21 protein-coding genes are annotated in these 23,691 nt (G+C 68.7%); 10 read left to right on the forward strand and 11 right to left on the reverse strand.

The window, feature by feature from the left end; all coding sequences use genetic code 11:
- Positions 1-13: 13 nt before the first annotated feature.
- Together HCC78_RS14495 and HCC78_RS14500 are read left to right on the forward strand one after the other, a co-directional pair.
- A complete protein-coding gene (locus tag HCC78_RS14495; RefSeq protein ID WP_172329506.1) occupies positions 14-892 on the forward strand; it encodes a hypothetical protein in 879 nt (292 codons plus the stop codon).
- 7 nt (positions 893-899) lie between these two features.
- Complete coding sequence (locus HCC78_RS14500; protein WP_172329507.1) at positions 900-3,395, forward strand: glycosyltransferase family A protein; 2,496 nt, start codon at positions 900-902, stop codon at positions 3,393-3,395.
- Positions 3,396-4,455: 1,060 nt separating this feature from the next.
- Here the strand turns inward: HCC78_RS14500 and HCC78_RS14505 are convergent.
- Entirely contained in the window at positions 4,456-5,166 is a 711-nt protein-coding gene (locus HCC78_RS14505; RefSeq protein ID WP_172329508.1) for a lysophospholipid acyltransferase family protein, read from the reverse strand.
- A gap of 2 nt (positions 5,167-5,168) precedes the next feature.
- A complete protein-coding gene (locus HCC78_RS14510) occupies positions 5,169-5,684 on the reverse strand; it encodes a hypothetical protein (RefSeq protein WP_172329509.1) in 516 nt (171 codons plus the stop codon).
- 153 nt (positions 5,685-5,837) lie between these two features.
- Here HCC78_RS14510 and HCC78_RS14515 point away from each other — a divergent pair, with 153 nt between their 5' ends.
- The 5 genes from HCC78_RS14515 (at position 5,838) to yaaA (ending at position 9,374) form a co-directional block, all read left to right on the forward strand.
- Entirely contained in the window at positions 5,838-6,626 is a 789-nt protein-coding gene (locus tag HCC78_RS14515; protein WP_172329510.1) for an exodeoxyribonuclease III, read from the forward strand.
- 105 nt (positions 6,627-6,731) lie between these two features.
- Entirely contained in the window at positions 6,732-7,646 is a 915-nt protein-coding gene (locus HCC78_RS14520) for a co-chaperone YbbN (RefSeq protein WP_172329511.1), read from the forward strand.
- A gap of 26 nt (positions 7,647-7,672) precedes the next feature.
- Complete coding sequence (locus HCC78_RS14525) at positions 7,673-8,320, forward strand: LON peptidase substrate-binding domain-containing protein (RefSeq protein ID WP_172329512.1); 648 nt, start codon at positions 7,673-7,675, stop codon at positions 8,318-8,320.
- A complete protein-coding gene (locus tag HCC78_RS14530; RefSeq protein ID WP_172329513.1) occupies positions 8,317-8,526 on the forward strand; it encodes a Trm112 family protein in 210 nt (69 codons plus the stop codon). Before HCC78_RS14525 ends, HCC78_RS14530 begins: the two co-directional genes overlap by 4 nt.
- A gap of 65 nt (positions 8,527-8,591) precedes the next feature.
- Positions 8,592-9,374, forward strand: a complete 783-nt coding sequence (yaaA, locus tag HCC78_RS14535) for a peroxide stress protein YaaA (RefSeq protein WP_172329514.1) — start codon at positions 8,592-8,594, stop codon at positions 9,372-9,374.
- A gap of 48 nt (positions 9,375-9,422) precedes the next feature.
- Here the strand turns inward: yaaA and HCC78_RS14540 are convergent, their stop codons facing one another.
- From HCC78_RS14540 to ehuB, 4 genes are all read right to left on the reverse strand, one after another.
- Positions 9,423-10,121, reverse strand: a complete 699-nt coding sequence (locus tag HCC78_RS14540; protein WP_172329515.1) for a GntR family transcriptional regulator — start codon at positions 10,119-10,121, stop codon at positions 9,423-9,425.
- A complete protein-coding gene (gene ehuD, locus HCC78_RS14545) occupies positions 10,118-10,789 on the reverse strand; it encodes an ectoine/hydroxyectoine ABC transporter permease subunit EhuD (RefSeq protein WP_172329516.1) in 672 nt (223 codons plus the stop codon). Before ehuD ends, HCC78_RS14540 begins: the two co-directional genes overlap by 4 nt.
- Entirely contained in the window at positions 10,786-11,511 is a 726-nt protein-coding gene (gene ehuC / locus HCC78_RS14550) for an ectoine/hydroxyectoine ABC transporter permease subunit EhuC (RefSeq protein ID WP_172329517.1), read from the reverse strand. Before ehuC ends, ehuD begins: the two co-directional genes overlap by 4 nt.
- Before the next feature lie 63 nt (positions 11,512-11,574).
- Positions 11,575-12,456 carry an ectoine/hydroxyectoine ABC transporter substrate-binding protein EhuB gene (ehuB, locus tag HCC78_RS14555; RefSeq protein ID WP_172329518.1) on the reverse strand — a complete coding sequence of 294 codons (882 nt, stop codon included), beginning with the start codon at positions 12,454-12,456 and terminating at the stop codon, positions 11,575-11,577.
- A gap of 187 nt (positions 12,457-12,643) precedes the next feature.
- Here ehuB and HCC78_RS14560 point away from each other — a divergent pair, with 187 nt between their 5' ends.
- Positions 12,644-14,380, forward strand: a complete 1,737-nt coding sequence (locus HCC78_RS14560) for an MOSC domain-containing protein (RefSeq protein WP_172329519.1) — start codon at positions 12,644-12,646, stop codon at positions 14,378-14,380.
- Positions 14,377-15,171 (forward strand): ectoine/hydroxyectoine ABC transporter ATP-binding protein EhuA, encoded by a 795-nt coding sequence (gene ehuA / locus HCC78_RS14565; protein ID WP_305848691.1) that lies wholly within the window; start codon positions 14,377-14,379, stop codon positions 15,169-15,171. The genes HCC78_RS14560 and ehuA overlap by 4 nt, the downstream gene beginning before the upstream one ends.
- Here ehuA and HCC78_RS14570 read toward each other — a convergent pair.
- From HCC78_RS14570 to HCC78_RS14590, 5 genes are all read right to left on the reverse strand, one after another.
- Positions 15,168-17,444: a response regulator gene (locus tag HCC78_RS14570; RefSeq protein WP_172329520.1), complete on the reverse strand. Its 2,277-nt coding sequence runs from the start codon at positions 17,442-17,444 to the stop codon at positions 15,168-15,170. The two genes, ehuA and HCC78_RS14570, sit on opposite strands and share 4 nt — an antisense overlap.
- Positions 17,445-17,540: 96 nt before the next feature.
- The gene (gene bktB, locus HCC78_RS14575) at positions 17,541-18,716 is read right to left on the reverse strand and encodes a beta-ketothiolase BktB (protein ID WP_172329521.1); all 1,176 of its coding nucleotides are present in this window, start codon (positions 18,714-18,716) and stop codon (positions 17,541-17,543) included.
- Between the two features lie 17 nt (positions 18,717-18,733).
- Positions 18,734-19,588, reverse strand: coding sequence for a metallophosphoesterase (locus tag HCC78_RS14580; protein ID WP_172329522.1), 855 nt, complete (start codon positions 19,586-19,588; stop codon positions 18,734-18,736).
- A 150-nt stretch (positions 19,589-19,738) separates the two neighbouring features.
- Positions 19,739-21,331 (reverse strand): phosphoglycerate dehydrogenase, encoded by a 1,593-nt coding sequence (serA, locus tag HCC78_RS14585; RefSeq protein ID WP_172329523.1) that lies wholly within the window; start codon positions 21,329-21,331, stop codon positions 19,739-19,741.
- 136 nt (positions 21,332-21,467) lie between these two features.
- Positions 21,468-22,622 (reverse strand): phosphoserine transaminase, encoded by a 1,155-nt coding sequence (locus HCC78_RS14590; protein ID WP_172329524.1) that lies wholly within the window; start codon positions 22,620-22,622, stop codon positions 21,468-21,470.
- Between the two features lie 150 nt (positions 22,623-22,772).
- On the opposite strand from HCC78_RS14590, the gene HCC78_RS14595 reads away from it, so the two are divergent.
- Positions 22,773-23,480 (forward strand): hypothetical protein, encoded by a 708-nt coding sequence (locus HCC78_RS14595; protein WP_172329525.1) that lies wholly within the window; start codon positions 22,773-22,775, stop codon positions 23,478-23,480.
- The last annotated feature ends 211 nt before the right edge of the window (positions 23,481-23,691 follow it).

The raw sequence follows: 23,691 nt of genomic DNA on the forward strand, positions 1-23,691 counted from the left end.
CGGGGGACATAATTTGGCCACGGAGATAACCACTTACGGGCGCGAAGAGCGCGAGATCTACGAGGCCCCGGATTTCGACAGCTATTACGGCTCAGGCCGTGCCCAGGCGCTGGTGGACCGGTTCGAGGCCATGCTGGCAGGGGCGGATGTCTGTTCCTTCGACGTGTTCGACACGGTGCTGCTGCGCGACGCCCGGTCCGAGCTGGAGCGCTTTGCCGACGTGGCCGCCGAATTCGTCCGCCGCGCCGGCCGCGCGGGCCATGGCCAGGTGCCGTCCGTGCGCACCTGCCTTGCGGCCCGGGTGCTGGCCGCCTCGACCGCCTACCAGATGAGCCGGCCGGTGAAGGGCTGCCGAGAGGGGCGCTTCGGCGACATCGTGCGCAACCTGGTCGCCTCGCTTTCGCTGCCCGAGGATCCCTTCGCGGAGCTCTGGCGCGCCTCGGAATTCGAGATCGAGGCAGCGCAGCTGCGCGGCTCCCCCTTCATCGAGAACCTCGTCGACCTCGCCGTGGCGCGCGGCAAGACGGTGATCTTCATCTCCGACATGTACCTGTCCGCCGAGGAGATCGCCCGGCTGGTGGAGACCTGCGGCATGTCGCTGGAAAAGGTTTCGCGCATCTTCTCCAGCGCGGACACGGTGGTGAACAAGCGCTCGGGGCTGGTCTATGACCTCGTCTGCGGGGAATGCGGCGTGGAGCCGGGCCGGATCCTGCATCTGGGCGATTCGCTGGAGGGCGACTTCCTCGCCGCCAAGCGCCGCGGCCTCGAGGCGATCCACCTGCCGGTGCCCAAGGCGCTGATGCGGCAGCGGCTGGACAGCCACCGCAGACTGATGGCCGAGCTGGCCGGGGAGTCCCCCCTGCCGCTGCCGATCGCTCCGCCGGCCCTGTGAGGTAACGATGACCAAACCTGTAGACGTCCTGGGCCCGATCCTTCTGAACTGGATCGCCCAGCTGGACCGCAAGCTCCGGTTCCTCGATGCCCGCGAAGAGGCGAAGGTGCTGTTCTGCACGCGGGCAGGCAAGCGCATCAAGGAGCAGCTCGACATCTATGCCGGGCCGGAGCCGGGCTACGACGCCGAGCTCTTCGGCATCTCGCGGATCTCGGCGGTGAAGGCGGGGCTGGGCTACCTGCGCAATTTCGACCAGGCCTTCTCGGTTTCGCAGGAAAGCTTCGGGCCGACGCCGATGGGCGATGTCTGCGCCGCCTTCCTGAAGAATTTCGCTGCGGGTCACGATCCGCGGCTGCATGCGCTCAAGGCGCTGCGCGGCGAATTCCGGGGCGACAATTTCCGCGTGCTGCTGGCCGCCAATGACGAGGCCTCGCGCTGGTTCCGCGACTATTTCGAGAAAAGCCACGACGCGATGCGCCGCCATCTCGACGAGCTGCGCGGCGGGCGCAGCCATGTGGTGCTGGTCGATACCGGCTGGAAGGGCTCGATCCAGCGGCTGCTGCAGTCGACCTATGGCGACATCCGTTTCTCGGGCGTGTATTTCGGCGTCATGGACCATGCGCCGATGGAAGAGCGCCATGCCGTGGTCTTCGACGCGCTCGGCTATCACGAGGGGCGGCCGGAAACCTGCCTCGCCGTGCACCGCCACCTGATCGAGAGCCTCTACGAACCCGCGGCGCCCAGCGTCGAGGAGATCGCCGGCGGGCCCTGCGCCGACATCGCCGCGCGCCAGCTGGCCGCCGTTCTGGGCGAGCAGCCCCGGGCGGAGGACCGCAGCGACGCGCTCTATCTCGACGTGCTGGCCTATACCGAGGCGCATCGCAGCGATCCGCTCGACGTGATCCTCGAGCGGGCCCATGCCGCCATGAAGGAGCTGGAGCGGATCCTGATCTTCCCGAAGCCGGAAGAAGTGCCGGACTACCAGGGCAAGCCGCGCAGCTCGGATTTCGGCCGCGAGGGCTTCGTCCCTGTGATCCGCCCGCTCGACGACGGCGAGACGCCCGAGACCCGGGTGTCGCGCTCGCTCTGGCAGCCGGGGCAGATCGCGCTGGAATACCCTGCCAGCGTGGCGCGCGACCTGCAGGCGCGGATCGTCGGGCTGGGCAACCAGGCGAACTACTTCACCGGCTATACCGGGGATGGCGGCGGCGAAACGGCCGAGGCCGAGGAATTCTCCCGCGAGGGGTCGGTCGCGATCGTCACCCGCACCAAGGACCGGCCGCTGCTCCTGGAGCGCGCGATGCGCTCGGTGGCGGACCAGACCTGGCGCAACTACCACTGGGTGATCGTCAATGACGGCGGCAACCGCGAGGTGGTCGAGGAGATCATCGCAAGGGCGCCGATCGACCGGCGGCGGATCACGCTGGTCTCGAACGACCGCAGCGTCGGGATGGAGGCGGCCTCCAACCTGGGCGTGCGGGCCGTCGATACCGAATTCGTGGTCATCCATGACGACGACGACAGCTGGCACCCGGAATTCCTGTCGCGCTGCGTCGGCTTCCTGTCCTCGCCTTCGGCGCGCTCGGCCGGGTTCGAGGGTGTGCTGACCCGCGCCTGGTGCGTTTCCGAGGAGATCCGCGACGGCAAGGTCATCCATCACGGCCAGACCCCGTTCCAGCCCTGGGTCAACGACGTGACCCTGTTCCAGATGGCGATCGGCAATTTCTTCGCGCCGATCAGCTTCGTCTACCGCCGCAGCGTCTATGACGACATCGGCGGCTATCACGAGAAGCTTCCGGTGCTGGGCGACTGGCGCTTCAACATCGAGTTCCTCGCCCGTGCCAATATCGGCTTCATCGAGGAATACCTGTCCTACTACCACCACCGCGATGTCGGCAACGGCAACTCGGTCAGCGGCGTCTACCAGAACAGCGTGATCGGCGGCCGTTCGGTCCATGCGGAATATTTTCCGGTGGTGGTCAACGACCTGATCCGCGACGGCAACCTGCCGCCCAGCGTCGCGACGGTGCTGGCCCAGGCCCATCTGGTGCGGATCCTGGAGCACCGCTTCAACATGACCGACCAGAAGCTGGCGGCGCTGGAGGAGCGGCTGGGCAGCCAGGCGGCGGCGTCCTCGCCGGGGCCGGTGGTGCCCGCCGAGACCGAGGAGCCGCTGGGCGTGCTGCTGCAGACCGACCGCGACCATGTGGTCGGGGCGCTGCTGGCGGCCGTGCGCAGCGACCTGCCCGAGGACCGGCGCGCTGTGCTGGAGCCGCTGGTGGCGCGGCTGCACCAGCTCGATGATCCCGAGACGCGCGCGCGGATCGTGCGCGAGGCCTGCTTCGCGATCCCCAGCCCGGCGGATTTCGACCATATCAGCTATCTCAAGAAGCGGACCGACATCTGGGCGACGCCGTTCAACGGCTTCGAAGATCTCAAGCCCTACCACCACTACCTGATCCACGGGATCACCGACGGCGAGCGGCGGCCCACCACGGGCTGACCCGGCGGGGCGGGCTGCCGCACTTCGGAGCGCGTGCCGGATGTCGCCGTCATGCCGGAGACCTCCGGCCGGGTCTTTCCGTCTCTGGCCGGGCAACGTCCGGCGGCGGCGTTCGGGCCATGCGGCGCCCGGACAGGCTGCCGTCCTGACGGGCCGCCGCGACCGGGCCAATGCAAGTCCATGTGCCGCGGACGGTTCCTTCCGAAAGCAGCGTCGCTCCGGCCTGCGGGGAAGGAAGCAGCGCCGCGGCGAAGCATGCAAGGCTGCCAGAGGGCGGTCGCCCCGGGGCAGTGCGTCCTCCTGAATTTGCAGCTTGCCGAAAGCAGGCGTCACTGGCGCCGCAGCGGTCCGGTTTGCCTTGGGAGGTTGAATTCCAGGTCAAACGCAGTCGGCAACGGGAGCATGGCCGGATGTCCGCCGAGGCTGCGCCGTGGCCCCTGGCTCCGGGCCGCCCCTCCGGGCAACTGTACACAGCCGGCTCCCGGAGGAAGACTGTTCGGAAGCAGGAGCGCCATGGGAAAGGCGGCGGTCTTTCGGGGCAGGGACGGCTGATCCGCATGCCGGGCCCCGCGTTCCCGGTGCTGCCGACGACGGGAAGGCCGGGGTCATTGCGCGGAAGACTGGCAGGGGATGCTGGCGCAGGGCCTCGGCTTTGAAGCGTGCCATCGGGCGTTGCTCCGCGCGCCGGCTCGATGGCGGCGCGCGGCCTCGGCTCCCGGTCCGCCTTGCCCGTCTCAGGACAGAAGGGCGGCGCCATATGCCGGCGCTCCGCCGGTCATGGCCGGAGCTGCCCGAGACGGCGCTGCCGTGCATCGGGGTTTCGCCGGGCAGTGCGGGCGTCGCCGTCTGCCGTGACAGCCATTTCCGGGCTTGGGCGCATCCGCGGGGTCCCGGCGCCTAGGCGCGCGATCGGCTGATGGCGTCCCATGCCCGGGCGGGCCGGGATGGGAACCGCCCGCCATCCAAATGCCAGCGAGGCCTGCCATGTGACCGCCGCGGCTATTACCGAGCGGCCCTCGCGGCGGCGGACCTTCGGCTGCCGGTCTGCCGCGGGGGACCATCAGCGCCGCAGGGCCGCCTCGCAGCGGGCGACCTCTGCCGAGAGCGCCGCGTCGAGGCGGCGGCAGGCGGCGTCGACGGAGGCCTCGTCCAGCGCGTCGCGGCCGATCAGGATCGGCGGGCCCGCCGACATCACCCCGCGCCCCCAGGGCAGCGGCATCACGAAGCGGTCCCAGCTCGGCAGGCGCAGCGCCGGGCGTGCTGCATAGCCCAGCGGCACGATGGGCACGCCCGACAGTCCGGCGAGGATCACCGCCCCCGGCTTCGACCGTTCCGGCGGGCCAAGCGGCCCGTCCGGGGTGATCCCCAGCGTGTAGCCCGCGCGCAGTGCCTCCAGCGAGGCGCGCACCGAGCCGGTCTTGCTGCGCGAGGTCTGCACGAGGATCGGGTCCACCCCGACCGCCTTGAGCAGTTCCACGACGATCTGCCCGTCGGCATGGTCCGAAACCAGCACCTTGGCATGGCGTCCGGTCAGCGGCCCGACATAGGGCGTGCAGGCCAGCCGCGCATGCCAGGCGCAGAAGATGATCGGGCCGCGCTCGCCGCCGGGTCCCCAGGCGTCGAGCCCCAGATAGGTCCAGCGCACGGTGCGCTCGACGAAGCGGATGTAGCGGGCATAGCCGTTCCGGACCGCCCGCTGGAAGCGGGGATCGCGCTGGATGCGGACTTCGAGCCGCCTGAGCCGCTTCTTCAGGGGGACGCGCTTGGCCATTTTCACTGCCCGGGGGTCAGGTCCTTGATCTCGGGATAGGCCGCACGGATCAGGTCGGCCTGGGCCTGGGTGTCGATCCGGGCGAAATGCCATTCGCCGTCCTCGAGGATGGCGATGGTCTTGGTGTCGAAGCGCACCCGCTGCCCGGAGAACAGCGACGTGCCCTTCAGCCGCACCACGCCCCAGGTCAGCCCGCCGGCATCGTCGAGCATCACGCCGGTCAGGTCGGCGGTCACGTCATCGGGCTTCGCGGTCTTGCCGAAGGCCTTGGCCTGGTCGATCAGCGTGTCGCGGATCAGCTTCGGCGGCGTGGAGGCCTGGACGGCGACGCTGGGGATGACCCGCTCGGGCAGGGCGTCGATCACCTTGGCCGCGCGGTTCCGCTCGGTGTTGCGGGCGAAGGCATCCGCGTCCTTGCCGAGGCTCTTCAGCTCCGCCGGAGTCGGCGCGCGCTCGGCATGGGCCAGCCCCGCGGCACAGGCAAGGGCGAGGGCGAGAAGGACGGAAAGGCGCGGCATGGGCTGGCTCCTGCAGGATCGGTTCGGGCGGAAGCTAGCCAATGCCCTGCCGGGGGGCAAGCAGCCGCCGCCCGGCAAGTGCCGTGCCGGCGCGTCCGGGCGCTTTCCTCCCGCGGCCGGGGAGGCTAGGAGAGGGCCAACACGGAGTGACCCATGAGCATCAAGATCGCCACCTGGAACATCAACTCGGTCCGGCTGCGGCAGGGGCTGGTGCAGCGGCTGCTGTCGGAACATGCCCCCGACGTGCTGTGCCTGCAGGAATGCAAGTGCCCGGAGGACAAGTTCCCCTACGAGGCCTTCGCCGAGATGGGCTGGTCCCATGCCGCGGTGCGCGGCGAGAAGGGCTACAACGGCGTCGCCATCCTGTCGCGCCTGCCGCTGGAGCCGGTGCCGCACCGCGACGTGCTGGACCGCGGCGACACCCGCCACGTGGCGGCGAAGCTGCCGAACGGCGTCACCATCCACAATTTCTACATCCCGGCGGGCGGCGACGTGCCCGACCGCGAGGTGAACGAGAAATTCGGCCACAAGCTCGATTTCCTGTCCGACCTGACCGGCTGGTTCGCGGATCACAAGCCGCAGAAGTCCATCCTGGTGGGCGACCTCAACATCGCCCCGCGCGAGGACGACGTCTGGAGCCACAAGCAGCTCCTGAAGATCGTCAGCCACACGCCGGTTGAGACCGCGATGCTGGCCGAGCTGATGGCGGCGGGCGGCTGGGTGGACGTGACGCGCCAGGACATCCCCGAGGGCAAGCTCTATTCGTGGTGGTCCTACCGCGCCCGCGACTGGTCGGCGGCGGACAAGGGCCGCAGGCTCGACCATGTCTGGGCGACGGCGGATCTGGCCCCCTCCATGGGCGGCAGCGAGATCCTGCGCGAGGCCCGCGGCTGGGAGCAGCCCTCCGACCACGCGCCGGTGATGGCCCGCATCGAGCTCTGAGGGGAGGGGGAAGGGGCGCGGGACAAAAACCGCGCCAACCCGCCCTTGGACTCGCGCGCCATTCTGCGCATATAGTCTCCAACCAAACGAAGCTGGGGACCACCAATGCTTGAATTCGGCACGAAAACCGACGCGCCCGCCGCCGCTGCGGGCGATCTCATCAAGGACGTCTCCGAGGCGACCTTCATGGCCGACGTGATCGAGGCCAGCCAGGAGGTTCCGGTCATCGTCGATTTCTGGGCCCCCTGGTGCGGCCCGTGCAAGACGCTGGGCCCGATGCTCGAGGCCGAGGTGACGGCCGCCGGCGGCAAGGTCCGGATGGCCAAGATCAATGTCGACGAGAACCAGATGATCGCCGGGCAGATGCGCGTGCAGTCGATCCCGACCGTCTATGCCTTCTACCAGGGCCAGCCGGTCGACGGCTTCCAGGGCGCGGTGCCGGGGTCCGAGATCAAGGCCTTCGTCAAGCGCCTGACCGACCTGGTCGGCGACGGCGGCCTGGGCGAGGCGGTTGCCGCCGCCGAGGAGATGCTGGCCGAGGGCGCCGCGGTCGATGCCGCGCAGACCTTTGCCGCGGTCCTGGCCGAGGACGGCGCGAATGCGGGCGCCTTCGGCGGGCTGGTCCGCGCCCATGTCGCGATGGGCGAGCTCGACCATGCCGAGGGGCTGCTGGCCGGGGTTCCCGCCGAGATCGCCAAGGCCCCCGAGGTCGAGACCGCCCGCGCCGCGCTGGAACTGGCGCGCCAGGCGGCGGATGCCGGTCCGGTGGCCGAGCTGCGCGCCCAGGTCGAGGCCGATCCGGCCAACCACCAGGCGCGGTTCGACCTGGCCACGGCGCTGCATGCCTCGGGCGACGTGCAGGGCGCGGTGGACGAGCTGCTGGAGCTGTTCCGGCGCGACCGCGAATGGAACGACGGGGCGGCGAAGACGCAGCTCTTCACCATTTTCGACGCGCTGAAGCCGACGGATCCGATTGCCCAGAAGGGGCGCCGGAAACTTTCCTCGATGATATTTGCCTGAGCGCCGCTCGGGACTACCATCAGGTCATGTTCTCTGCCGCAGATCTGCCGCCGACCATTCCGGTCTTTCCGCTTCCCGGGGCGCTGCTCCTTCCCCGGGCGCGGCTTCCGCTGCATATCTTCGAGCCGCGCTACCTGGCGATGCTCGACGACACCCTGAAGACCTCGCACCGGCTGATCGGCATGATCCAGCCCTGCGAGGCGCCCGGCGGCAAGGAGAAGGGGCTGCACGCGATCGGCTGCGCGGGGCGGGTCACCGGCTTCTCGGAGACCGAGGACGGGCGCTACATGATCACCCTCTCGGGGATCTCGCGCTTCCGCATCCAGAAGGAGGCCTCGGGCTTCACCGCCTACCGCCGCATGGATGTCAGCTGGGAAGGCTTCGGCCGCGATCTCGGACCGGCCGAGACGGATGCCGGGTTCCACCGCGAACGCTTTCTCGGGCTCCTCGGGCGCTATTTCGACCAGGCCGGGCTGTCGACCGACTGGGACAGCCTGAAGGAGGCCGAGAACGAGCTGCTGGTCAATTCGCTCTCGATGCTCTGCCCCTTCGATCCGGAGGACAAGCAGGCGCTTCTCGAGGCGCCGTCGCTGTCGACCCGGCGCGAGACCCTCGTGACGTTGATCGAGTTCGCGCTGCGCGGCGGCGGCCAGGGCGAGGAGATCATGCAGTGAACGGCGAAGGCGGCGGCAAGGACCCGGAGGCAACGCCCACCGTGGACCGCCGCGTGCTGGAGGCGCTGGTCTGTCCCTGCACGCAGGGCACGCTGTCCTACGATTCCGAGCGCCAGGAACTGGTGTCCCGCGGCGCGGGGCTGGCTTTCCCGATCCGCAACGGCATCCCGATCATGCTGATCGACGAGGCCCGCATTCTGGAGTGATCCTGCGCTGGACACTCTAGCTGATGGGGTTATATTCCCATGTCCCGCAAGATATGGAGATTCCCATGCTCGTCACCGTTTCCCCGGCCAAGAAGCTCGACTGGACAGATCCCGGCATTGCCGAGGTGACCGAGCCGCGCTTTCTGGGGGACGCGGCGTATCTTGCCGGAGTGGCTGCGGATCTGTCCGCGGACGACCTGCGCAAGCTGATGTCGATCAGCGAGCCGCTGGCCAGGCTGAACCGCGACCGCTTTGCCGCCTATCGCGCGGAGACGCCCGCGGATGCGCGTCCGGCCGTGCGTGCCTTCGCCGGGGATACCTACCAGGGCCTCGAGGCGAAGACGCTGGACGAGGACGCGCAATACTGGGCGCGGGGCCATCTTCGGATCCTCTCGGGCCTCTACGGCCTGCTGCGCCCCTATGACCTGATCCAGCCCTACCGCCTGGAGATGGGCAGCCGCCTGAAGACGGCGAAAGGGAAGAACCTTTACGAATACTGGGGCAGCCGAATCGCTGAGGCACTGAATGCCGATGCCGAGGAGGCCGGCGCGGACGTCCTGCTGAACTGCGCCTCGATCGAATATTTCAGCGCGGTCGACACCGGTGCGCTGGCCGTGCCGGTGGTGACCCCGGTCTTCCTCGAGGAGAAGAACGGCGCGGCACAGGTGATCAGCTTCCACGCCAAGCGCGCCCGCGGCGCAATGGCCCGCTTCGTGATGGAGCGGCGGATCGACCGGGCCGAGGCGCTGGCCGGGTTCGATGCCGGCGGCTACCGCTACCAGCCGTCGGAAAGCACGCCCGAGCGCCCGGTCTTCCTGCGCAGCGCCGAGGCCGCGGCCGCAGCCTGACCGGCGGCACCCCGGCCCCCGCACGGTCCGTCCCAGACGGCGCGGGGCCTAGCCGATTCCGAGATAGGGCACGACATTCGTCGCGATGGCATTGCGGGCGATGTAGCCGAGCCCGTCGGGGTCGTTCGCCCGGATCGCCCGCATCATGTCCTCGATCTCGCTGCCGATCGAGGCGATCATCTCCGCCCAGTCGACCATGGGCAGCTGGATTAGCCACATGCGAGACGTGCTGAAGAACAGGCTGCGGTGCATTTCGCGCAGGCATTCGTTCGCCACGCAGGAGGTGAAGTCCAGGTAGTAGCGGACATTCACGTCGGCGAAGCCGTGCAGATCCATCGGTTCCAGCGCGCGGAAGGCGGCGAGATGGCCTTCCAGCCGGTCGGCCAGGTCCGCGGGCAGGTCCTTCTGGAAATAGGGGCCCGTCTGCACCCAGAGCATCATGCGGATTTCGTAGATGCCCGCCAGGGCCGCCTTGTCGATCTCGGTGACCCGCGTGCCGACGCCGTGGCGCACTTCGACCAGCCCCTCGTGCTCCAGCTTGGCCAGCGCCCGGCGGATCGGCGAGCGGCTGACGTCGAATTCCTTCGCCAGCACCTCTTCGCGCAGCGTCTCGCCCGGGGTGATCCGGTTGGTGCAGATGCGCTGCCTGAGGGCGGCATAGATCTGCTCGGGGCGGTGCCCCCCGCCGGCGGCGGCATCGCTGCCGCCCTTCTCCGTGGCCCGAATGCGGCCGGTCATATCGATCATGCCCGCGAAATCCTCGTCCGAAGCGCCATCCGGTGGTCGAGATAGCGCACTGCCTGCGCGGCCGCGAGGCTCAGGACGAGAAAAAAGGCGCCGGCCAGCGTGACCGGCTCGGTATAGCGGAAGGTGTCGTTGCCGATGATGCGCGCCGTCGCCACCAGTTCGATGATGGTGATCGCCAGCAGGACCGGGGTCTCCTTGAAGAGCGCGACGAAATAGTTGCCGAGCGGCAGGATCACCGGCGGCACGGCCTGGGGCAGGATGATCCGGGCCAGCACGTCGCGCGTGCCGAGGTTCAGCGCGATCGCGGCCTCCCACTGGCCCTTGGGCACCTGCAGGAAGCCCGAACGGTAGACCTCGGCGCAATAGGCCGAGTAATGCACGCCCAGCACCACCACCCCGGTCAGGAAGGCAGGCAGCACGATGCCGTAGCCAGGCAGGAAGTAGTAGACCGCGAAAAGCTGGATCAGCAGCGGCGTGGAGCGGACGAACTCGCAGCCCAGCCGCACGGCGAAGCTGACCGCCGGGATTTCCAGCAGGCCGATGACGGCCCAGACCAGCCCCAGCAGCGCGGCGACGGCGAAGCCCGCGACCGTGATTTCCAGCGTCACGACCGAGGCGCTGGCCATGGCGGGCAGTATTTCGAAGGCGTAGCCCCAGTCCCAGATCATGCCGTTGCCCCCGCATGGCCGCGCGAGAACCGCCGTTCCAGCAGCTTCATCAGGATGGTGATCGACAGGCCGATGGCGAAATACATGAACAGGATGATGGTGAAGACCTCCACCGTCAGATAGGTCGTCTGGTTCAGCTGGTAGGCCGTGTAGGTCAGGTCCGACAGGCCGATGAAGGAAACCAGCGCGGTGAGCTTGAAGAGCTGGATCGCCAGGTTGCCGAAAGGCGGGATCATGATCCGTATGGCCTGGGGCAGGATGATCCGGCGCAGCCGGGTGAATTCGCCGAGGCTGAGCGCGATGGACGCTTCCGTCTGGCTCTTCGGCACCGCCCGCACCGAAGCCTCGACCACGATGGCCGCATAGGCGCCGACATTGAGCGAGACGCCGAGGATGCCCGCGGTCATCGGCTCGATCCGCGGGCCGAAGAGCGGCAGCACGTAGAAGAGCCAGAACAGCTGCACCAGCGCCGAAGTGCCGCGGAAGATCTCGACATAGCCGATGGCGAGCCAGCGCAGCGGCCGCACCGGCGACAGGCGGCCCAGCCCGGCGGCGAAGGCGATCGCCGTCGACAGCACCGCCGAGGCCGAGAAGATGGCGAGCGTGGTCTTCGCCCCGTCGAGGAAGACGGCCGCGCTGCCGGCGAAGGGCGAGCGCGCGAAATAGACCCCGCCGAGCAGGACCGTGCAGAGAAGGGTGAGGCTTAGCGCCCGGATGGACATGTCAGCGCTCCTGTCGGGATGCCTGCCGGGGCACGTGCGCCGCGCCCCGGCCCGAGGTCCTGCTCAGAGGCCGCTGCCGCAGAGCGTGGCCATGTCGTAGGCGGGACCGTCCGCGGGGGTGAAGCCCCAGGCCGACGCCATCTCGGCATAGCCGCCCGACTCGATATAGGCGGTCTGGATGGCGTTGAAGCTGTCGCGGAACTCCAGGTTGGCGGCCATGTCGTCGCCCGTCCCCTTGGGGAAGGAGATTGCGCCGTGGCCCTTGTAGACCTCGCCGGCGATTTCGGTGATCGAGCCCGAGCTTTCGACGCCGATCAGCTCGCCCGCGGTCCGCACGATGTCGGCGATGGCGAAGGCCGAGAGCGCGAAGCCGTCGGCGCGGCCCGACAGCACCGCGGAGATGCCGGCCGCCTTGTCCGAAACCTTCAGCAGCTTGTCCTCCGGCACGCCGTCCTTGAGGGCGAGGTCCTCTTCGGTGCCGCCGGCCAGGACGGCAAGGATCGCGCCGTCGGTTTCCGCGATGTCGGTGAAGCTGTGCAGGTTCTTGGGATTTCCGGCCTTCACGACATAGGCGGCGCCCTGTCCGAAGGTCGGCTCGGCGAACAGCACCTGCTCGCAGCGCTCCGGCCGGATGTACATCCCGGCCGCCGACATGTCGATCCGCCCGGCCACCAGCGACGGGATGAGCGCGCCGAAATCCATCGCGATGTACTCGATGTCGGTGATGCCCATCTCGGTCAGGACATGCTGGACGACTTCCACCTGTTCGCCGGTGAAGGATCCATCTGCCTGCTTGTAGCCGTAGGGCGCGTAGCCTGCGATGCCGACGCGGACGCCCGCTTCCCTGTACTTGCCGAGCAGGGTTTCCTGCGCGGCGGCAGCGGTGGCCAGCTGCGAAAGGGCCAGTGCACACACTGCGCCCGCGGTTGCCAGCGTTCCTCTCATGATCGGGTTCTCCCTGTTGTTCCGTTCGCCGTTCCGGTGATGAAAGGTTGTGCGAGAATCCCTCCCGAACCTAGAGAAAAATACATCTTGAGAATTTTTCCTTTGAAAATGTCAAAAAATTGGACGCCTAATGGCTGCAGGCATAGAAGATGTATACGACGCGTGACAATCACGGAGCGGCCATTCGATGGAAGGCAGAGTCCTCGGCGTCTATTCCGGACGCGCCCGTCCCGAGCTGTTCGACGGCCGCCCCGGCCGCACGGGCTATCGCCGCAAGGCGTGGGACCGGCCGGCTCCGGTCGGCCGGGAGGGCTTGCTGGGCGACGAGCTGGCGGACAGCCGCCGTCTCGGCCGGGAGAACCATGCTGTATATCTCTTCTGCCGCGCGCATTACCCCGCCTACGAGGCGGAGCTGGGCCGCGCGCTGCCCCCGGCGTCCTTCGCGGAGAACGTCCTTTACGACGGGCCCGACGAAACCGGGCTGCGGATCGGCGACTTGCTGGCGCTTGGCACTGCCGTGCTGCGTGTCACCACGCCCAGGATCCCCTGCTACAAGCTGCGGCATTTCCTCGGCGCGCCGCAGGGGTTCGTCACGCGGTTTTCGGCCAGCGGGCGGACCGGGGTCTACACCTCCGTCCATCGCGCGGGCGAGATCGGCGTCGGCGACGCGGTGGCGCGCATCTCCACCGATCCGCGCAATGCCACGGTCGCCGAGCTGAACGCGGTGCTGACCGGATTCGATCTGGATCCGGACCTGGTGGAGCGGGTGCTCGCCTCGCCGGACCTTCTGCCCGGCGCCGCGGAGATCGTCCGCGAGCGCGTCGCGCGCTTCCGGCCGGAGCTTGCCTCCGGGCCGCTCGCCTGCCTCATCGCCGCCCGCCGCAGCATCGCCCCGGACGCGGCCGAGATCGACATCGCGCCGTTCGGGACGCCACCGCCGGGATGGCAGCCGGGGCAGTTCATCACGCTGGGCCATGCCTTCCCGGGCGCGGCGCCGGTCTACCGGTGCTATTCCCTGATCGCGGGCCCGGCAGGGGACGCTCCCGATGCGCCCTACACGATTGCCGTTCGGGCGCGGGCTGGTGCCGGTCCGGCGGAGTCGCTCTCGGCGCGGCTCGTGCATGGCGATGCCGCCGGGCAGACCGCGCTGTTCTATCCGCCATCCGGGGACTTCCTGCTGCCGGTGCGCGGGACCGCGCCGCTGGTCTACATTGCCGGGGGCATCGGCATCACCCCGGTCCTGTCGCATCTGCGTGCGCTCCGCCGCGCGCGGCCGGACAGGCGCATCGCGGCGGTCTATGTCGTCCGCAGCGCCGGGTCCGCCGTCTATGCGGAGGAACTGGCCGGTCTGGCCCGGACCCTTCCGGACATGGAGGCGGACATCTGGCTGACCGGGTCGGGACAGGCGGCCGCGGTCGGCCATGCCCGCGGGCGCCCGGATCTCGGGGCCTTCCTTGCGCGCTTCCGCCCCGATGCAGAGGTCTTCGCCTGCGGCCCGCTCGCCATGATCGAGGACGTGCGCCGCGCCTTCGCCGCCCAGGGCCGCCCCCCGGAGGCGCTGCATTTCGAATTGTTCGGGCTGCCGCCCGCCGGGGACGGCGCCGGCACGGCCGGGCGGGCCGAGGTTTCGGTCGCGGGAACCGGCATCGGCGCGGAATGGACGCCGCCGGACGGCGCGCTGCTCGACTGGCTGGAGGCGCGCAGCAGCCTGCGCCCGCCCGCCGCCTGCCGCTCCGGCCTCTGCCGGACCTGCGAGGCGGCGCTTGAGGAGGGGGCGGTGGCCTATCCCGCCGGAATCGTTCCGCCCGATCCCGGCCGCGTGCTGCTCTGCTGCGCGCGCCCCGCAACGGACACCATCCGCATCGGTCTCCCGCCGGGGACCGCCCGCCACCCCGCCGGAACGCCCCAGGAGGCCGACAGATGACCATGGAAATGCCCGTCACCCAGCCGATGGTCCGCTTCGCGGGCGTCACCAAGCGCTATGGCGCGCTCACCGTGCTGGACAATCTCGACCTGGAGGTCGCCCCCGGCGAGATGGTCTCCATCATCGGGCCATCGGGGTCGGGCAAGACCACGGTGCTGCGGGTGCTGATGACGCTGGAAGGCATCGACGGCGGCGTGATCCATGTCGACGGCGCGCCGCTGACGCACATGGAGCGGAACGGCGCGCTGGTCCCGGCAGGCAAGGCGCACCTGCGGCGGATGAGCCGCAACATCGGCATGTGCTTCCAGCATTTCAACCTGTTCCCGCACATGACGGCGCTGCAGAACTGCATGGAGGGGCCGGTCCGGGCGCTGGGGCTGAAGAAGGCCGAGGCGCGGGAGCGGGCGGCGGAGCTGCTCGAACTGGTCGGGCTGGCGGACAAGCTCGGCCACTATCCGGCGCAGCTTTCGGGCGGGCAGCAGCAGCGCGTCGCCATCGCCCGGGCGCTGGCCATGCGGCCGAAGGTGATGCTGTTCGACGAGGTGACTTCGGCGCTCGATCCGGAGGTGATCGGCGAGGTCACCAATGTCATCCGCAAGCTGGTCGCGGAATACAGCCTCACCATGCTGATGGTCACCCACCAGATGGGCTTCGCGCGGGACATCTCCGACCGGGTCTGCTTCTTCTACGGCGGGCGGATCGAGGAGCAGGGGCCGCCGGCCGAGCTGTTCTCCAACCCGCGCAAGGAGCGCACCCAGCAATTCCTCAGCGCGGTGCGCGAGGCGATCTAGGCCGGCGATCCGCGCGGGGCGGCAGCGTCGGGCGGGGGCGGCGCACGGGGCGGGGCGGCCGCCTGTTCGCCGGGCGGATCGATCTCCATGCCCTCGGGGACATGGGCGCGGATGCGCTCGACGATCTCCTGCCGCCGGAGCGGCTTCGTCAGGTAGAAATCCAGCCCGGCCTCCAGAATGCCCTGGTCGTCGCCGTCCAGCGCATGGGCGGTCAGCGCGCAGATCGGCGTGCGCGGCAGGCCCTCGGCCCTCTCGATGCCGCGGATCTTCTGGGTTGCCTCCTTGCCGTCCATCCGCGGCATCGAGATGTCCATGAAGACCAGGTGCGGCCGCAGGGTCTGGAATTTCTCGACCGCCTCGATTCCGTCATTGGCGAAGGTGATCTCCAGCTCCAGCTGCTTGAGCATCTTCGAGAAGACCAGCTGGTTGGTCTTGTTGTCCTCCGCCGCCAGGATGCGCATCCGTTCGCGAGGCACCAGGACCGCCTGGGCGGCCGCGGCCTCCATCGCCACGGCGAGCTCGCGCAGCCGCATGTGCAGGTCGCGCCGCAGCATCGGCTTCTGCACCACCGCGAAGATTGCCCGGCTCTCCTGCTCCTGTGCGGCCAGATGCGAGGGATTGGCCGTCATCAGGATCACCGGGTTGTTGCAGCTGCGCGCGCGCAGCCGCTCGGCGAAGGCCAGGCCGTCCATCTCCGGCATGTCGTTGTCGAACAGCACCAGGTCGAACCGGCCGGGATCGTCGTTCAGCGCCGCCCCGGCGGAGCGGTAGGTCGCCACGCGCAGGCCCATGGTCGAGAGCTGCTTCTCCAGGATCATCCGGTTGATCGGCAGGTCGTCGACCACCATCGCCGAGCGCAGCCCCTCGGGCAGGGAGAAATCCTGCGGCAGCGGCGGCTCCACCGCCTCGATGGTCAGCTGGAAGCCGAAGCAGGAGCCTTCGCCCGGGACCGAGTCGACCCAGATCTCGCCGCCCATCATGCCGACCAGCTGCTGGGTGATGGCGAGCCCCAGCCCGGTGCCCTCGAACTTGCGGTTGCGCTCGTCCTCGACCTGGCTGAATTCGCCGAAGATCAGCTCCAGCTTGTCGGCGGCAATGCCGATGCCGGTATCCTCCACCGTGACATGCAGGTTGAAGCTGCTGCCGTGGTCCTGGGGATAGCCGGTGACCCGCACCAGGACATGGCCCGCCGGGGTGAACTTCACCGCGTTGCCGATCAGGTTCGTCAGGATCTGGCGGATGCGGCCGGGATCGGCGACGAAGCGCGTCGGCAGGAACATGTCGTAATCGACCAGCAGGTCGATGCCCTTGTCGGCGGCGCTGGACTGCAGCAGCACCAGGATCTCGTGGATCGCCCGCTCCAGGTCGAAAGGCTCGGGATGCAGGACCAGCTTCTCCGCCTCGATCTTGGAATAGTCGAGCACGTCGTTGATGATCACCAGCAGGGCCTCGGCCGAGTTCTTGATCGTCTCGGCATAGAGCCGCTGCTCCTCGTCGAGCTCGCTCTCGATCAGCAGTTCCGACATGCCGACCACGCCGTTCATCGGCGTGCGGATCTCGTGGCTCATGTTGGCGAGGAAGGCGGCCTTGGCGCGGGCCGCGGCCTCGGCGCGCTGGCGGGCATCCTCGATGTCGCGCTCATAGCGGATCGTGTCGGTGATATCGAGCACCAGGCTGACCAGGTCGCCGTCCTGGCCGCGCCGGTCCATCAGCTTCACATAGGTGTCGTTCCACAGCCGCAGCACGATCGGTTCGATCTGCTCGCCGGTCCAGCGCTCCAGCATCGCGTCATGCCAGGCGCCGGGCGTCTCGGCGCCGATGTCGACGATGCCCTCGTCGAGCAGCAGCTGCAGCAGCTCGCCATAGGTGATGCCGGGGCGGATGCCGTCGAGCCCGTCGAAGATCGACAGGTAGGAGCGGTTGGCGATCAGCAGCTGGTCGCGGCGGTTGAACACGGCGAACCCGTCCTGGATCGTCTCCAGCGCGTCCCACAGCCGCCTTTCGGCCACGGTGGCCTGGCGGTGGGCGCGTTCCAGGTCCTTCTGCGCCTTGCTTGCCTGGCCCTTCAGCACTTCGGCCTCGGTGCGCACCTCGCGCACCTCGCGACGCTGCTGGATGACTTCCTCGGTCAGCTGGCGGGCATGCAGCCCGAGGCGCCGGTTCGCGCGGGTCAGTTCGGCATGCTTGGTTTCGAGGAGCTGCTCCGCAGCAAGCCGGGCGCGCCGTTCGGCAGCCAGCAATTCCTGCAAGCTGGGGCTTTGCTCCTTCGTCATCCGCATCCTCGGGGGCTCTCCGCGGAAATGCTTAATCGAGGGGGATGAACAGAGGCTGAACGCGGGCGGCGGGCTGCCCCCGCCCGCGGTCCGGGATCAGAGCAGTTCGAAGGCCAGCGCGATGCCCTGGCCGCCGCCGATGCACATCGTGGCCAGCCCGCGCTTGCCGCCGGTACGCTCGAGCTCGTAGAGCGCCTTGATCAGGATGATCGCGCCGGTCGCTCCGATCGGATGGCCGAGCGCGATGGCGCCGCCGTTCGGGTTCACCTTGGCCGGGTCGAGCCCCAGTCCGCGGCTGACTGCCAGCGCCTGCGCGGCAAAGGCCTCGTTCGACTCGATCACGTCGAAATCCGCCGCCGTCAGGCCGGTCCGCGCCAGCAGCTTCTCGACCGCGGGAATCGGGCCGATGCCCATCACCTCGGGGCGCACGCCCGCATGGGCATAGCCGAGGATCCGCGCCTTCGGCTTCAGCCCGGCCTTCGCCGCCGCCTCCGCCGAGGCCAGCACCAGCGCGCCCGCGCCGTCATTGAGGCCCGAGGCATTGCCGGCCGTGACCGAGCCGTCCTTGCGGAAGGCGGGGCGCAGCCCGGCGAGCTTCTCCAGCGTGGTCGCCTTGGGATGCTCGTCAGTGTCGAAGGCGACCTCGTCGCGCTTCACCCGGACCATGACCGGCACGATCTGGTCCTTGAAGCGGCCCGCGGCGATGGCCTTGGCGGCCCGGTCCTGGCTTTCCGCCGCGAAGGCGTCCTGGTCCTCGCGGCTGATCTGGTGCTCGGCCGCGACATTCTCGGCGGTGATGCCCATGTGTCCGGTGCCGAAGGGGCAGGTGAGCGCGCCGACCATCATGTCCTGCATGCCCATGTCGCCCATCTTCTGGCCCCAGCGCACGGCCTGGCTGGAATAGGGCGCGCGGCTCATGTTCTCGGCGCCGCCGGCAAGGCCGAATTCGGCGTCGCCCATGGCGATCGACTGGATCACCGACACGGTCGCCTGCAGCCCCGAGCCGCAGAGCCGGTTGACGTTCATCGCGGGCGTGCCGTCGGGGATGCCCGCCTCCATGGCCGATGCGCGCGAAAGATACATGTCGCGGGCCTCGGTGTTGATCACGTGGCCCATGGCGACATGGCCGATCTGGCCCGGCTCCACCCCCGAACGCTCCAGCGCTGCCTTGGCCGCAATGGCGCCGAGCGCGATCGGCGCGGTCCCGGCCAGGCTGCCGCCGAAGCCGCCGATCGCCGTGCGCGCGCCGTCCAGGATGACGACTTCCTCCATGGGATTCCCTCCTGTTTCTACCCCAGCGCGACGATAGCGATTTCGGGGGGCACGCCAATCCTCAAAGGGATGCCGGAATAGCCGATGCCGCGGCAGACGATCAAATGATTGCCGTTTTCGCATATGTGCCCGCCGGCGTAGCGGCTGCCGTAGTCCGAGGGCACTTTCGGGTAGCGGCCGAACAGCTTGATCTGCCCGCCATGGGTATGGCCGCTGATCTGGAGGAATGCGCGGGGATCCGCGCTGGCGAAATAGTCCGGCTCATGCGCCATGTGGATGGCGGGGGCGCCATCCGGAACGCCGGCAAAGGCGGCCCCGGCATCGAGATAGCTGGTGTAGCGGCGCTGTCCGCCCTCGCGGGACTTCCGCGCCCGCTGGCTGTCGGTGCCGACCAGCCAGAAGCCGCCTGCGCCATGCGGGATGTGCCGGGCCTCGTTGCGCAGCAGCGGCAGGCCGTGGGCGGCGTGCGCTTCGATCACCGAGTTGCGCAGGTGGTCCGTATCGCGCGCAAGGTCGCAATCGACCCAGTCATGGTTGCCGAGGATCGACCACGTGCCCAAGGGCGCGCGCAGCGCCGCCAGCCGTTCGGCGATCTGCCCGGCCGGGACGAAGCGGGAGAAGCGCCACATGTTGCGGTCAAGCAGGAGGTCGCCGGGCAGCAGGACGATGTCGGGCTCCAGCGCATTGACCTGCGCGACGATGCGCTCGAGCAGGCCGAGCGAAACCCAGGGCGCGCCGACATGCAGGTCCGACAGAATTGCCGCCCGCAGCGGGGGCAGCGTCCAGCGCGGGTCGGTCACGCGGTGCCGGACGATGCGGGGCAGGCGCCGGATGGCACCCCAGCCGCGCGCGGGTCTATGGGAGCGGAACAAGGCGGAACCTCCGGAGGCTGCGTCCCCGCCGACTGTCCCCGTTCCCGGCTCCGGACACAAGAGGGCCCCGGCCGCGCGCGGTGGGATGTCCCGCGTGCCGCCAGGGCCCTGCATGTTCGCTCCCGCCCGCGCGGGGCGGGCGCCTCGGGATCAGGCCAGGTCGAAGGCCAGCGGCTTGACCAGCTGGAACTTGCCGAGGCTTTCGAGCTTCTGCACCAGGTCGGGCTTCACTTCCTCGTCGAGGTGGATCAGCGCGATCGCGTCGGCGCCGTTGCCGGTGCGGCCGAGGGTGAAGTTGGCGATGTTGTAGCCTGCCTCGCCGACGGTCATGCCCAGCGAGCCGATCACGCCCGGCACGTCCTTGTTGGTCGTGTAGAGCATGTAGGGCGCGACTTCGGCGTCGATGTTGATGCCCTTGATCTGGATGAAGCGCGGCTTGCCGTCGGAGAACACGGTCCCGGCGACGGTGCGGGTGCGGCTTTCCAGCTCGACGGTCAGCTTGATGTAGCCTTCGAAGGAGCCCGACTTGTCCTGCTTGGTCTGGCTGATCTGGACGCCCTTCTCGCGGAACATCACCGGCGCGGAGACCAGGTTCACGTCCGGCGTGGTCGGCTTCAGGAAGCCTGCCAGCACGGCGCAGTCCAGCGCCTTGAGGTTCATCTCGGAGGCGACGCCGTCATAGGTGATGTTGATCGACTTCACCGGCTCGTCGGTCAGCTGGCCGACGAAGCTGCCCAGGTGCTCGGCGAGCTTGATCCAGGGGCCCATGACCTTGGCTTCCTCGGCGGTGACCGCGGGCATGTTCAGCGAGTTGGTGACGGCGCCGGTCATCAGGTAGTCCGACATCTGCTCGGCGACCTGCAGGGCGACGTTTTCCTGCGCCTCGGTGGTGGCGGCGCCCAGGTGCGGGGTGCAGACCACGTTGTCGAGGCCGAAGAGCGGGTTCTCGGTCGCCGGTTCCACGGAGAACACGTCGAAGCCTGCGCCCGCGACATGGCCGGATTTCAGCAGTTCGGCCAGCGCGGCTTCGTCGACGAGGCCGCCGCGGGCGCAGTTGATGATCCGCACGCCCTTCTTGGTCTTGGCGAGGTTCTCGGCCGACAGGATGTTGGCGGTCTTCTCGGTCTTCGGCACGTGCAGCGTGATGAAGTCGGCCTTCGGCAGCAGGTCGGCCAGCTCGACCTTGGTCACGCCCAGCTCGTCGGCGCGCTCTTCGGACAGGAAGGGGTCGTAGGCCAGGACCTTCATCTTCAGGCCGAGCGCGCGGGAGGCGACGATCGAGCCGATGTTGCCGCAGCCGATCAGGCCCAGGGTCTTGCCGGTGATCTCGACGCCCATGAAGCGCGACTTCTCCCACTTGCCGGCCTGGGTGGAGGCGTCGGCGGCGGGGATCTGGCGGGCGACGGCGAACATCATCGCGATGGCATGCTCGGCAGTGGTGATCGAGTTGCCGAACGGCGTGTTCATCACGATCACGCCCTTCTTGGAGGCGAGCGGGATGTCGACGTTGTCGACGCCGATGCCGGCGCGGCCGATGACCTTCAGGTTGGTCGCGGCTTCCAGCACGTCGGCGGTCACCTTGGTGGCCGAGCGGATCGCCAGGCCGTCATACTCGCCGATGATTTCCAGCAGCTTGGCCTTGTCCTTGCCGAGCTTCGGCATGAAGTCGACCTCGACGCCGCGGTCGCGGAAGATCTGGACGGCGGTTTCGGAGAGGGCGTCGGAGACGAGAACCTTGGGCATGGTCTTTGTCCTTCAAAGCGGGGGCCGGGAACGGGGCATCGGGCCGCCGTCCGGCTTGCGGAGCGGGACCCCGCCGGAAGCGGCGGGGAGCGGTATCTCGGGGAAAAGAACCGGGGCGCGGGGCCCCGGGAACCGGTTACGCGGTTTCGGCCAGAGCGGCGATTTCCGCCTCGAAGGCGTATTCCAGCCAGGGCAGCATCGCCTCGATGTCCAAGGTCTCGATCGTGCCGCCGCACCAGATGCGCAGGCCTGCCGGCGCATCGCGGTAGGCGCCGACGTCAAGGGCGACGCCCTCGGCTTCCAGCCGCTTCTGCACGGCCTTGGCGAAGGCAGCGCCGTCGGTGATCCGCGGATCGGTGAATTTCAGGCAGACCGAGGTGTTCGAGCGGGTCGCCGGGTCGACGGCCAGGTTGTCGATCCAGTCGCGCGCTGCGCAGAAGTCCCAGATCGCCTGGGCGTTGGCGTTGGCGCGGTCCTGCAGGCCCTTCAGCCCGCCGACGGATTTCGCCCAGTCGAGCGCCACCAGGTAGTCCTCGACGCAAAGCATCGACGGGGTGTTGATGGTCTCGCCGACGAAGATGCCCTCGATCAGCTTGCCGCCCTTGGTCATGCGGAAGATCTTCGGCAGGGGCCAGGCGGGGGTGTAGGTCTCCAGCCGCTCGACGGCGCGGGGGCTGAGGATCAGGATGCCGTGCGCCGCTTCGCCGCCCAGCACTTTCTGCCAGGAGAAGGTGACGACGTCGAGCTTGTCGAAGGGCAGGTCCTGCGCGAAGGCCGCGGAGGTCGCGTCGCAGATGGTCAGACCGGCGCGGTCGGCGGGGATCGCGTCGCCATTCGGCAGGCGCACGCCCGAGGTGGTGCCGTTCCAGGTGAAGACGACATCGGTGTCGAAATCGAGCGTCGCGAAGTCGACGATCTCGCCGTATTCGGCGGTCTTCACTTCGGCGTCGATCTTCAGCTGCTTGACCACGTCGGTGACCCAGCCGGCGCCGAAGGATTCCCAGGCGACCATGGTGGCCTTGCGGGCGCCGAGCAGCGACCACAGCGCCATCTCGACGGCGCCGGTATCGGAGGCGGGCACGATGCCGATGCGGTAATCCGCAGGCACGCCCAGAATTTCGCGGGTGGTTTCGATCGCGGCTTTCAGCTTGTCCTTGCCGATCTTCGCGCGGTGCGAACGGCCGAGAGCTGCATCGGCGAGCATGCTCAGCTCGAAGCCGGGAATCTTGGCGCAGGGGCCAGACGAAAAACGCGGATTGGCCGGACGCGTTGCCGGGGCGGAGATAGCCATCTGTAGTACCCTTCCAGATATACGCGCTGCGTTGGGGCAGCGTGTCCCGCCGCCGCCTTTACGCGAGGCAGGGGAGTCGGGCAAGATCGAAAATCGCGGCAAGCGGCATTTCGGCGTGCAAAAGCGACTTGCCCGACGGGGGAGGTGACCATGCCTGCATTGCCGGGACTGCTGATCGAATACCTGGTGAACGGCGCCGTCGCGCTGATCTGGCTGCTGCCGCTGCTGCGGCGGATCTCGGGGCTGGAACTGGTCCTGCCGGACGGCAATGCGGCGGGGGCGGTGCTGATGCTGCTTCCGCTGGTCTACGGCCTCGGCATGGTGGTGGACCGGCTTGCCAAGCTCCTGACCGGGAAGGTGCCCGCCCAGACCCTCAGCCTGCAATGGCTGGCCAGCCTCCGGCCCGAACACCGGGCGCACCGGTTCGATGCCTTGCCGGTCGAGCGCAATCCGTTCTACCGCGGCCCCGCCGCCACGCCGGAGCAGCGGAGCGCGCAGATGCTGGCCCGCGCGCGGGTTCTCGGCATTCTCTACGGGAAGCATGGCGACCTTGCTGCGGAACTGACGGGCCGCAGGTCGCGGGACCGGGTGGCGCGGGGCTTCGCGGTGAATTTCCTGCTGGCGGCCGTGTTGGCCGGCCTGGCCGCGCCGGGCACCGGCGGGCAGGCGCCCGTTGCGGTCAATGCCGCGGTCCTGGCGGCCTGCTTTGCCGTGGCGGCGGCCGTCATGTTCTTCGTCTGGGCGGTGTTCGACCGCGAATCCTATGCGTTCGAACTGTCGCTCGGGGCGGCGCTCCTGGAGGAGTCAGAAACGCCGCCGGACGGCGCTCAGCGCCTCACCATCGAGATGGGCGTGTAGAACCGGGCGGTCAGCTCTTCGCCGAAGATCCGGACGAGGGCGTCGTAGGTAATGCGGGGCACGGGCATGGGAACCTCCTTGGTCACGTGTACCGTCGTTATCATTTTGTTAACGGTCAGCAAGAAATAATGTTGCGATGTAATCGCAGTCAATAATACTAAAGTTGCTTTGGTAAATCACGTGGGGATTTCCGGTCCCGATTCCGGTGAGG

Origin of the sequence: Mangrovicoccus sp. HB161399 (assembly GCF_013184745.1) — a bacterium.
GTDB lineage: Bacteria > Pseudomonadota > Alphaproteobacteria > Rhodobacterales > Rhodobacteraceae > Mangrovicoccus.